Consider the following 11,847-nt stretch of genomic DNA (forward strand, 5'->3'; position numbering starts at 1 on the left):
CTGAAAAGGGTCTGAGAGGGCCATTAATGCCTGTTATCCCAGGTCTGGCGGGGGTATGTTTTTTCCATAAGTGCAGAGACCTTATAGGCGATGCGTGATCTGTCGCGCAAAAAAGAAACAAAGCCAATCCAGGGAGGTTTAATTAACCAAGGGTTGACATATCATTAACAAATACAAGGAGGAAACTATGAGCCAACCCCATCGTTACCCGATTCCCGATAGCCTGGCGGAACATACGCTGATTTCTGCAGAGCAGTATCGGAAATTGTATGCGCAGTCCATCAACAATCCCGATTCCTTTTGGCGGGAATATGCTCAGATTGTGGAATGGATTACCCCTTTCAGGACGGTGAAAAATACTACCTTCGATCCCGGCCATGTCAATATCCGCTGGTTTGAAGACGGCACATTAAATGTGGCTGCCAACTGTCTCGATCGTCATTTGTCAGAACGAGGCGACCAAACCGCCATTATCTGGGAAGGGGATGACGCCAGCCAAAGTAAAACCCTTACCTACCGCGAATTACATCAGGCGGTGTGCCGCTTCGCCAATGTTTTGAAGGCGCAAGGGATCGGTAAAGGGGATGTGGTGGCCCTGTATATGCCCATGGTGCCGGAAGCGGCGGTGGCCATGCTGGCCTGCGCCCGCATTGGCGCCGTCCACTCGGTGATTTTCGCCGGTTTTTCGCCGGAGGCGATCGCCGGCCGCATTATCGACTCCAGCGCCAAATTGGTGGTGACCGCCGACGAAGGGCTGCGCGCCGGGCGGAAGATCCCGCTGAAGAAGAATATCGACGACGCGCTAAATCATCCGGCGGTGAAGAGCGTCAACCGGGTCATCGTGTTCCGCCGTACCGGCAACGCCATTGACTGGCACCCCGACCGGGATGTGTGGTGGCATGACGCCGTCAACGGCGCCGACGAGGCCTGCCCGCCCGTGGCGATGGGCGCAGAGGATCCGCTGTTCATTCTTTATACCTCCGGCTCCACCGGCACCCCGAAGGGCGTGCTGCACACCACCGGCGGTTATCTGGTCTACGCCGCCACGACCTTTAAATACGTCTTCGATTATCATCCCGGCGATATTTACTGGTGTACCGCCGACGTCGGTTGGGTAACCGGCCACAGCTATCTTCTCTATGGTCCGCTGGCCTGCGGCGCCATTACCCTCATGTTCGAGGGCGTACCCAACTGGCCTGACGCCAGCCGGATGGCGCAAGTGGTGGATAAACATCAGGTTAATATCCTCTATACCGCGCCGACCGCTATCCGCGCGCTCATGGCCGAAGGGGACAAGGCGATAGCCGGCACTTACCGTACGTCGCTGCGGATCATGGGCTCGGTGGGCGAACCGATCAATCCCGAAGCCTGGGAGTGGTATTACCATAAAATCGGCAATGGCCGCTGCCCCATAGTCGATACCTGGTGGCAGACGGAAACGGGCGGTTTCATGATCACCCCGCTGCCCGGCGCCATGGCGCTGAAACCCGGCTCGGCGGCGCTGCCGTTTTTCGGCGTGCAGCCCACGCTGGTGGATAACGCCGGCACGCCGGTGGAGGGCGCCGGCGAAGGCAATCTGGTGATTGCCGACTCCTGGCCCGGCCAGGCGCGCACGCTGTATGGCGATCACGATCGTTTCGAGCAGACTTATTTTTCCACTTTCAAGGGCATGTATTTCAGCGGTGACGGCGCCCGACGCGACGAGGACGGTTATTACTGGATAACCGGTCGCGTGGATGACGTGCTGAACGTTTCCGGCCACCGCCTCGGCACCGCCGAGATCGAATCGGCGCTGGTGGCGCATCCGAAAATTGCCGAAGCGGCGGTAGTGGGGATCCCCCATAACATTAAAGGCCAGGCAATTTATGCCTATATTACGCTCAACGCGGGCGAAACCCCGACGCCGGAATTATATAACGAGGTCCGCGCCTGGATGCGCAAGGAGATCGGCGCTATCGCTACCCCTGATGTCCTGCACTGGACCGATTCGCTGCCGAAAACCCGCTCCGGCAAAATAATGCGCCGCATCTTGCGCAAAATCGCCGCCGGCGATACCGGCAATCTGGGCGATACTTCCACGCTCGCCGATCCCGGCGTGGTCGAAAAGCTGCTGGAAGAAAAACACTCTCTGACCTTGCCTTCGTAGTCCTCCGCCACCTTCGGGTGGCTTTTTCTACCGTACCTCTGACCCCACTGGAGAATCCCTGATGAATGCGATCATTTATCAACGGATACAGAGCAATCCGCGTTTTCAAGAGCTGGTGAGTAAACGCCAGCGTTTCGCCCTGTTGCTTGCCCTAATCATGCTGGTGCTGTACTACGGGTTCATTCTGCTTATCGCTTTCGCGCCAGACTGGCTGGGAACGCCGCTGCATCCCGGTACCAGCGTGACGCGCGGCATCCCGCTCGGCATCGGTCTGATTGTGGCCTCCTTCATACTGACCGGTATTTACGTCATTCGCGCCAATGGCGAGTTCGACCGTCTGACCCAACAGCTGTTGCGCGAGGTGCAGTATGACCAATAAATACCTCTGGACCGCGGCGCCGCCGCTGGTCTCCTTTCCGCTGCTCATCCAGGCCGAAACGGTCAACGGCGCGGTTGAGCGCCAACCGCTTAACCTACAGGCCATTATCCTGTTTGTGCTGTTTGTCGCCGCTACGCTGTATATTACCTATTGGGCGTCGAAACGGACCCGCTCGCGCAAAGATTATTATACCGCCGGCGGCAATATCACCGGCTTGCAAAACGGGCTGGCGATCTCCGGCGATTTTATGTCCGCCGCGTCGTTCCTCGGTATCTCGGCGCTGGTCTATACCTCCGGCTATGACGGGCTTATCTACTCGCTCGGCTTTCTGGTGGGCTGGCCGATCATTCTATTTTTAATAGCCGAACGGCTACGCAATCTCGGGCGCTATACGTTTGCCGATGTCGCGTCATACCGCTTGCAGCAGAAACCGATCCGCACGCTTTCCGCCTGCGGCTCGCTGGTGGTGGTGGCGCTGTACCTGATAGCGCAGATGGTGGGCGCCGGCAAACTGATTCAACTGCTTTTCGGCCTCAATTATCATGTCGCCGTGGTGCTGGTGGGCATTTTGATGGTGTTGTACGTCCTGTTCGGCGGCATGCTGGCCACCACCTGGGTACAAATCATCAAGGCGGTGCTGCTGCTGGCCGGCGCCAGCTTTATGGCGCTGATGGTGATGAAAACCGTCGGTTTCAGCTTTAACCGACTGTTTGCCGATGCCATGGCGGTACACGCCAAGGGCGCGGCTATCATGCGGCCCGGGGGGCTGGTGGCCGATCCGGTCTCGGCGCTGTCGCTGGGGCTGGCGCTGATGTTCGGGACGGCGGGCCTGCCCCATATCCTGATGCGTTTTTTTACCGTCAATGATGCCCGCGAGGCGCGTAAAAGCGTGTTCTACGCCACCGGTTTTATGGGCTACTTTTACTTTCTGACGTTTATTATCGGCTTCGGCGCGATTTTGTTAGTGGGCGCCAACCCCGCTTTCAAAGACAGCGCCGGCGCGCTGCTCGGCGGTAACAACATGGCGGCGATCCATCTGGCCAATGCGGTGGGCGGCAACTTTTTTCTCGGCTTTATTTCGGCGGTGGCTTTCGCCACCATTTTGGCGGTAGTGGCGGGGTTAACGCTGGCCGGCGCGTCGGCGGTTTCCCACGATCTGTACGCCAGCGTGATTAAAGCGGGAAACGCAACGGGGCGCGACGAGCTGCGGGTGTCGAAAATTACCGTGGTGGTGCTGGGATTTGTGGCTATCGGTCTCGGCATACTGTTTGAAAACCAGAATATCGCCTTCATGGTGGGCCTGGCGTTTTCCATCGCCGCCAGCTGTAATTTCCCCATCATTTTACTGTCGATGTATTGGCGCCGGCTGACCACGCGCGGCGCGATGGTCGGCGGCTGGCTGGGGCTGATTACCGCGGTAGTACTCATGATTATCGGCCCAACCGTTTGGGTGCAGGTGTTGGGGCACGCCAAGCCGATTTATCCTTATGAATATCCCGCGCTGTTCTCAATGCTGGTGGCGTTTATCGGGACTTGGCTGTTTTCCATAACCGATCACTCGCCGCAGGGCGCGAGGGAACGCGAGCTGTTTCTGCCGCAATTCATCCGTTCGCAGACCGGTATCGGCATTTCAACCGGCGCGGATCATTGACCTCGCGCTTCGTTACGCGCGCCCCCTTTGCCCGCGCCAAAGGGGGCGCGGCGCGGGGTGACGGGCGCTACCACATGATATGACCAATTAACGGCGCCAGTAGCACCGTCACCACCCCTGCCAGCATCATCACCAGACTGGACACCACCCCTTCCCGTTGCCCCATTTCATAAGCGCGGGCGGTGCCAGCGCCGTGGGAGGAGGCACCTAATCCCGCCCCGCGCGCCACGCCGGCACGCACCGACAGACGCAAAAACAGGATATCGCCAACCGCCATGCCGAACACGCCGGTAATCACCACGAACAGCGCGACCAAATCCGGCTGGCCACCCACCTGCTCCGCCGCCGCTAGCGCAAAGGGGGTAGTGATTGAGCGCACAGACAAACTGCGCTGCACCACTTCCGGCAGCGCCAGCAGCCGCGCCAGCCACACCGAGCTGCCCACCGCCACCACGGTAGAGGTGATGACCCCGGCGCTCAAGGAAAGCCAATGCCGGCGGATGATGGCCATATTTTCATAAACCGGTACCGCGAAAGCAATGGTGGCCGGCCCCAGCAGCCATAATAGCCAGCGAGCCTCGCCCATATAGTGCTGGTAAGAGATATGGGTCAGTACCAGCAACAAGACCAGCACCGCTGGCGTAAAAATCAGCGGCATCAGCGGCAGATGATGGAAACGGCGATAAAGATGTTTGTTAAAGAAATAGAGCAGCAGCGTGACCAGCAGACACAGCGCCCCCAGCATAAAATCACCGCTCATGTCGTTTCCTGCGCGCCAGCCAGAGTTCAAAACGATAGACCCGGTCCACCACCAACGCGGTGATCCCCAGTACCAAGGCGGTGCTCAGCGCGATGACCAGAAAGATCCGCCATCCCTCAACGCGCAACAGTTGAGTGTAATTGACCACTGCCACCACCGCCGGCACGAAGAACAACAGCATTTCCGCCAGCAGCCAGCGGGCGCCGTCGCGCACCCAACGCAGAGGAAGGATGCGCAATAGAATTAGCGCCAATAACAGGAACATGCCGACGATATTGGCCGGCAATGGCAAATGCAAGCGCAGCACCAGCTGCTGCGCCAGCACAAATAACCCGACGTACAGCGCCACCTGCAACGGCACCTGCACTCGACCCCAACGCGACGGCATAACGAGGCGCCCGGTCAGCGGCATAGCGATACCCTTATTAGTGTGAGATTGCTCACAGTATAGGCGGCTAGCAAATATTGCTGAAAATGAATTAATATCATAGAAATTATGCCCTCCAGGAATAGTGAATGGACATCCGAACGCTACGCTATTTTGTCGAGGTGATCCGGCAACAAAGCTTCACCCGGGCGGCCGCCAAACTCTACGTGACCCAGCCCACCATCAGCAAAATGCTCAAACATCTTGAGGAGGAGTTGGATTGCCGGTTGATCGTTCGTGAAGGACGCGCGCTCAAGATGACCGATAGCGGCCGGGCGGTCTATCAGCGCGGCTTGGCGATCCTTGACGAATTCGGGCAACTGAAGGCGGAACTCGAGGATATCACCGCCCTGCGCAAAGGCAGGCTACGGTTGGGGATCCCGCCGATGGTGGGGACGCAGATGGCGGAGCTTATCGGCGATTTCCGCCAGCGCTACCCGGGCATCGAGCTGGAGATCGCCGAGTTTGGCGGCGTCACCATGCAGCAAGCGGTGCTGGCCGGAGAACTGGATCTGGCGCTGACCGCATTGACCGCCGAAGTCGACCCCGCCCTCGCGGCGCTGCCGCTGTTCAGTCATCCGCTGTGTGCGGTAGTGCCGCGTCGCGCGCCGTGGCTGACGCGGCGGGACGTGCCCTTTACGCTGCTGGGGGAGTGGCCGGTATTGATTTACAACGAAGACTTCTCGCTCTACCGGCAATTGCTCGACGCATTCGACGCGGCCGGCATTGAGCCGCAGATTGCGGTACGCAGCGGCCAGTGGGATTTTCTGGCGGCGATGGTTGCAGCCGGCATCGGATTAGCGGTACTGCCGGAACCCCTCTGCCGGCGGTTGGATAGTCAACGCCTGCTCTGGCTGCCGCTGATGCCGCAAATGCTATGGCAACTCGGGCTTATCTGGCGTCAGAACAGCTATCTCTCTCATGGCGCGCAGGCGTGGATTGTCGCCTGCCGCGAACGTTGGCTACCCGGCGAGCGCCTGCGGGGGGCGCAGCAAGCTCCCCGCTAGCCGCGTAACGCAGCGGGCAGCAGGTGCGTGAGGGCGCCCAAAGCGGCCGCCCGACCGCGCGGCTTATTCGTGCTCGACCAGCAGCGCTTCCAGCAGATCTAAATCGTGCAGCAACTTCATCAGCGTTTCATTGCTGATTTTTTGCTGCGCGCGTAAATGATAATATTCACCGCGCTCGGCGCGCAGCGCATTCAGCCGCATGCGCCGTTCCAGATTTTCAATCAGCAGCGCGCTGTCCGCATCGTCATTGCCGTCAATCCGGCGGCGTAGATTGCCGATAACCCGGGCGCTAACTTCATTTAGGATCTGAGCGTCGATATTCTCTTCCTGGCTATTGGCCAGCCGCTCTTCCATTTTATGCAGGCTTTCAATGGCCACTTCCGCCGCCGCCGCGCGCGCCATGCGCTCTTCCTGGCGGTGCTGCGCTTTGTCGGACACCTGAATACCGCGCAACAACAGCGGCAAAACAATTACGCCGCAGATCAGGGAAAACAGAATCACGCCGGTGGCGATAAACACCAGCTGATAGCGCGAGGGAAACGCCGATCCGTCGCTGAGCAGCAGGGGGATCGACAGCACACCCGCAAGCGTGATGGCGCCGCGCACGCCGGCGAAAGACGATATCAGAATCTCGCGGGTGCTATAGTCGCCGAACACCATCGGCCGCTTGGTCATAAAGCGTAAACTGATGCGTTTCATCAGCCACAGCCAGCCGAAACGCAGCACCATCAGCGCGGCGTAGATGAGGATCACATCGGTAAACAGCATCCAGGTTTGGATAGTGGGATCCAATTCAGCCTGGGTGATGGAGGTCTCAAGAATGTCGGGCAGCTGTAGCCCGAGCATAATAAACACCATGCCGTTGAACACAAACTCCAGCATCGCCCAGACGCTATTGCCGCGCAGGCGCATCGCCAACGGGGCATTGCGTATTATACCCGACTGGCCGATGGTCATACCCGACGCCACCGCGGCCAGGATGCCGGAAACGCCGATATGTTCGGCAATCAAATAGGCGGCGAACGGCAGCAACAGCAGCAGTACCGTCTGCGTCGCGGCGTCGTCGCCGCTCCAGCGGGTGATAAGCCGCAGGGACTTGCTGTATCCCCAGGTCACCGCCACGCCGGCCAGCAGCCCCCCTGCCGCCACTTTGACAAACTCAAGCGAAGCGCCGCCGACGGAAAACACCATCGTCCCCATCGCGACCGCAATGGCGAACTTGAGCGACACCAGACCGGAGGCGTCGTTCATCAGCGCCTCGCCCTGCAAAATGTCCATCAGCTTTTTCGGGATGCGGCCTTCGCCGACGATGCCCGACAGCGCCACCGCGTCGGTGGGCGATAACACCGCCGCCAGCGCCAGCGCCGCCACCAGCGGGATGCCCGGCACCATCCAATAAATCAGATAACCGATTCCCACTACCGTAATAATGACCAATACCAGCGCCAGCGCCACTATCTCGCCGCCGTGCCGCAAAAATTCGCGCGTCGGCGTCTTCCAGCCGTCGGAAAACAGCAGCGGCGGGATGAACAGCACCAGGAAGAGCTCGGGATTGAAATCGACGTGCAGGCCGAATTTGGGCCAGGCGAGCAGCGCGCCGAGCGCGATTTGCATCAAGGGCAGCGGAATTTGAAACGGTAGAATACGTGTCACTACCCCGGATAGGGACACGATAAGGGTGAGGATAAGAATCGTAAAAAAGATTTCCATGCTTTCCTTAGTCTCTAACTTTTGCGGCAATGTACAGGACGCGCGAGAAAATCTCCCCGCAAACGCGAACCCCGATGATAGTAGATCATTTTCCCGGCAGTTAAAAAGCCGTTATCAACTATCGGCCGGCGTAACGGAATTTTTAACCGAGTGGGGCGACGGCCGCTGCGCCGCCGCCGGTAGGGAAAAAAAAACGCACCGGCAAGCCGGTGCGTCTGTATCTCTGGGCGACAAGCGCCAGCCGCGTGGCGCTTAGAAGTCCACGGTCATGGAGAGTTTCAGCGAGCGCGGATCGCCCTGGGTCAGGTAGCCATCGCTGGCGGAAGCCCAGTAGTTCTCGTTGGTGACGTTTTCCACGTTGGCGCGCCAGACGATATTGTTTTTCGGCAGTTGCATGTCGTAACGCACGCCCAAATCCAGGCGGGTCCAGCCGCTGGCTTTCAGGTCATTGGCTTCATCAACATACTGTGACCCGGTACGGATCACACGACCGGTGGCGGCGACGCCGCTGAGCCACGGCAGATCCCATTCGCCGCCCAAGACGAACTGATAGCGCGGTACGCCGATGGCGTCGTTACCATCGTTGGCGCCGTCCTGGGTTTTGGTCAACTCCGGATCCATCCAGGTGGCGCTACCGTTGAGGCGCACGCCGAGTATCGGTTCGCCGAACAGATTCAGCTCAATACCGCGGTTGCGCTCTTCGGCGTAGTTGCCGTATTCATACTGTGCGCTGCCGTTGCTGGTACCCAGATAGCGATAGGCCGCGACCGGTTTTTTGATTTCAAACACCGCCAGCGAGCCGGCGATACGGCCGTAATCCGCTTTTACTCCCACTTCGTTTTGCTTGGACGTTTCGATGCCGGTCACCTGGCCGCCGTTGACCACGGTGCCGGAGTTATAGGTGCTGCCGGCGGTTTCGCCGGCCTGCAGCGCTTCGATATGGTTAGCATACAGGGAGATGTGTTCCCAGGGCTTCACCACCAGGCCATAGGCTGGCGTCAACTTGGTGCGCTCAAATTTGGCGGACTGCTCGCCGGTATAGGCGTAGTTAGTGACATTTACGCTCTGACGGCGCAGACCGGCAATCACTTTGACGCGATCATCAAGCATCGAAAGCGTATCCGACAGGCTCACACCGCTGTTGTAGGTCCGGTTGGTGACGCCAGGGTTGCCCATTTTGCCGCCCGCATAGGTCGCGTCCGTCGGCTCGTCGGAATAGCTTGGATCGTAGATATTGGTGGAGATGCTGCTGGACGAAATTTGATAGGCCGTACGTACGCGGCGGTAGCTGCTGGAGTAACCCAGGTTGACGCTATGATCGATAAAGCCGGTGTCGAATTTCCCGCGAATACCCGCCTGGCTGGAGAAGCTGTCGGAAAAATAGGGAACCCGCATCTGGCCCATGGTGGCGTCGCCGCTGTCATTATAAGGAGTAGGCACTGAATAAGAGCCATACTCATGGGTATGATTGCCGCCAACCGCGCCATAAACCGTCCAGTCATTGGTCAGATCGTATTCGCCGCGCAGCGCGCCAAACTGGCTTTCAGTGTTGGTAAACGCCCACTTCTGGCCGTAGTTGGTGGTGGCGGAGGGCGCCTTGAGGATCTTATCCATACCGGAGGTGTACACCACTGAGCGGGCACCGTGAACCGTTTGTTTCTCGGCGCCCGCATCCAGCGAGGCGCGGAAACGATCACCGCGGTAATCCAGGCCAATGGTGCCCAGCGTCAGACGGCGTTTCTGCTCATCCACCGCCGTCTCGCCTTCGCGATGCACGCCGCTGACCCGTACGCCCCATTGGTTGTTATCGCCAAAACGGCGCGCGACGTCAAAGGCGCCGCCAACCTGAGATTTCGAGGTGTAGTCGACGGAGACGCGATTCAGCGGCTCGTCGCCGGCGCGTTTCGGTTCGATGTTTACGGTCCCCCCCACGCCGGTACCGCCGGGAGGAACGCCGTTCAGGAACGCGCTGGAGCCTTTGAGTAATTCGACGCGTTCCGCCAGCTCGGTAGCCACAAATTGGCGCGGCAGCACGCCATAGAGACCGCCGTAGGCGATATCTTCGCTGTAAAGATCAAAACCACGCACCCGGTACGACTCTTGGGTATTACCGTAGCCGTAGGTGGTCTGTACCGAAGCATCGTTACGCAACACATCGCTCAGAGAGCGGGTCTGCTGATCCTGCATCAGCTTGGAGGTATAGCCGACCACGTTAAACGGCACATCTTGTGCCGACTGTTCGCCCAGCAGGCCCAACCGGCCGCCGTTGGCGATCTGGCCATCCAAATAGGCCGGCACCAGCCGATCGCCGCCGGGGGTAAAGCCGTTGTCCGGTTTTGCCACAACGGTAATGGTTTCCGTGCCTTTACCGGTCGCAGCAGCGGACGCAGCGCCGCCGGTTGTTGCCGGGGTCACGGTGGCGGAGGGGGTCGCTGCCGTGGATGTCGTTGCCGTGGTGGCGGCAAAGGCCGGTACGGCGAAAGAGCCGCAGCTGGCGCTAATCACTAACGCCAACAGACGCGGCGAAGAAACCTTGGCCGCAGGAAAAGCGAGACGCGCGCTGTACATATACTTTTTACCCGGTTAAATGTGAATGATAATAATTATTATAAGAGTTAGTGATTATGTAAATTCAGGTCAATTTTGCAAGAGCTTATTAACTATTTTTAATGAAAAGTTTTACGGGGGGGAAAGGCGCATCGTTAAGAAAGCGTAAAGAGGGCCTGAGCAGTCGCACGGCGCTTCCTTCGCCATCGTTAGGGCCGCCGGCCCGCGGCGACATGATACCGTCAATCGCCGCCCGCCCGCGGCGCTTGACGCCACTGCGCCCCGGCTAAGCCGCGTGGCCAGCGTGCTTACGCCGGCCAGTGCCTGGGCCGCAAGGGTTAAAGGTACATTCCGCCGGACGCCTCAACGCGCTGAGCGGTCATCCAGTGGCAATTATCGCTCAACAGCGCCACGACCGCCGCGCCGATATCATCCGGCAGTCCCACCCGTCCCAGGACGGTATTCTCGGCGATGACCTGATTCACCTGTTTATTATCGCGCACCGTGCCGCCGGCGAAATCCGACTCGATCGCGCCGGGCGCGAGAATATTAACCCGTATCCCGCGGCTGCCCAGCTCTTTGGCCTGATAACGGGTCAATACCTCCATCGCCCCTTTTGTCGCGGCATAGGCGGCGAAGCCGGGCGTAGTGAACCGCGTAAGCCCGCTCGACATATTCAAAATACTGCCGCCGTCGGCCAGCAGCGGCAGTAATGCCTGGGTGAGGAAGAACGGGCCTTTGACATTAATGCTCATCAATTGATCGAACTGCGCTTCGTCGGTCGCGGCAAACTCGGCATGAATGCCAATCCCGGCATTGTTCACCAAATGGTGAAACTGTGTCTGGCTAAATTTATCGTTCAGCACCTGCTGCAAATCGCTGACGAAACCGGCAAAGCGACTGCTCTCCCCGGTATCAAGCTGCAACATGGCCGCCCGGCCCCCGCTCCATTCAATTTCCTTTACCAGCGCCTGCGCTTCCTCTGCCCGGGAGTGATAAGTGCCAATAATATCGAAACCGGCAACGGCAAGATGAATTGCGGCGTTGTAGCCCAGTCCGCGGCTGGCGCCGGTGATTAATGCAATGGGACGACTCATAGCAAAACTCCTATGGCTTGCGATTGAATAACCCTGCGCCGGTTGACGCAGAACAGCGACTGTATTAATAAGAATATTGACCGGATCGAAAGGGATAAAGAGCGTTAAACCGGAAATACTGTT

Annotated in this window: 9 protein-coding genes; 4 read left to right on the forward strand and 5 right to left on the reverse strand. The window is 58.8% G+C overall.

Going from position 1 to position 11,847, the window contains the following annotated elements; translation table 11 throughout:
* The first annotated feature begins 187 nt into the window (after positions 1-187).
* The 3 genes from acs to SANT_RS19635 all read left to right on the forward strand — a co-directional run bounded on the left by acs (position 188) and on the right by SANT_RS19635 (position 4,176).
* Positions 188-2,146, forward strand: coding sequence for an acetate--CoA ligase (gene acs / locus SANT_RS19625; protein WP_025423940.1), 1,959 nt, complete (start codon positions 188-190; stop codon positions 2,144-2,146).
* Positions 2,147-2,207: 61 nt separating this feature from the next.
* Positions 2,208-2,525 (forward strand): DUF485 domain-containing protein, encoded by a 318-nt coding sequence (locus SANT_RS19630; RefSeq protein WP_025244829.1) that lies wholly within the window; start codon positions 2,208-2,210, stop codon positions 2,523-2,525.
* Positions 2,515-4,176 (forward strand): cation acetate symporter, encoded by a 1,662-nt coding sequence (locus SANT_RS19635; protein ID WP_025423941.1) that lies wholly within the window; start codon positions 2,515-2,517, stop codon positions 4,174-4,176. The genes SANT_RS19630 and SANT_RS19635 overlap by 11 nt, the downstream gene beginning before the upstream one ends.
* A 67-nt stretch (positions 4,177-4,243) precedes the next feature.
* Here SANT_RS19635 and SANT_RS19640 read toward each other — a convergent pair whose 3' ends face one another.
* Both SANT_RS19640 and SANT_RS19645 read right to left on the reverse strand, forming a co-directional pair.
* On the reverse strand, positions 4,244-4,936 hold the full coding sequence (locus SANT_RS19640; RefSeq protein WP_025423942.1) for an LrgB family protein: 693 nt from the start codon (positions 4,934-4,936) through the stop codon (positions 4,244-4,246).
* Positions 4,926-5,348, reverse strand: coding sequence for a CidA/LrgA family protein (locus SANT_RS19645; protein ID WP_025423943.1), 423 nt, complete (start codon positions 5,346-5,348; stop codon positions 4,926-4,928). The genes SANT_RS19640 and SANT_RS19645 overlap by 11 nt, the downstream gene beginning before the upstream one ends.
* Positions 5,349-5,452: 104 nt before the next feature.
* Between SANT_RS19645 and SANT_RS19650 the strand changes: the two genes are divergently transcribed.
* Entirely contained in the window at positions 5,453-6,370 is a 918-nt protein-coding gene (locus SANT_RS19650; RefSeq protein ID WP_025423944.1) for a LysR family transcriptional regulator, read from the forward strand.
* A gap of 63 nt (positions 6,371-6,433) precedes the next feature.
* Here the strand turns inward: SANT_RS19650 and SANT_RS19655 are convergent, their stop codons facing one another.
* From SANT_RS19655 to SANT_RS19670, 3 genes are all read right to left on the reverse strand, one after another.
* On the reverse strand, positions 6,434-8,080 hold the full coding sequence (locus SANT_RS19655; protein ID WP_025423945.1) for a Na+/H+ antiporter: 1,647 nt from the start codon (positions 8,078-8,080) through the stop codon (positions 6,434-6,436).
* Positions 8,081-8,332: 252 nt separating this feature from the next.
* Positions 8,333-10,648 carry a TonB-dependent receptor gene (locus SANT_RS19665; protein ID WP_025423947.1) on the reverse strand — a complete coding sequence of 772 codons (2,316 nt, stop codon included), beginning with the start codon at positions 10,646-10,648 and terminating at the stop codon, positions 8,333-8,335.
* A gap of 317 nt (positions 10,649-10,965) precedes the next feature.
* Positions 10,966-11,724 carry an SDR family NAD(P)-dependent oxidoreductase gene (locus tag SANT_RS19670; RefSeq protein WP_025423948.1) on the reverse strand — a complete coding sequence of 253 codons (759 nt, stop codon included), beginning with the start codon at positions 11,722-11,724 and terminating at the stop codon, positions 10,966-10,968.
* Positions 11,725-11,847: the final 123 nt, after the last annotated feature.

This window comes from Sodalis praecaptivus (assembly GCF_000517425.1).
In the GTDB taxonomy this organism is placed as follows: domain Bacteria; phylum Pseudomonadota; class Gammaproteobacteria; order Enterobacterales; family Enterobacteriaceae; genus Sodalis_A; species Sodalis_A praecaptivus.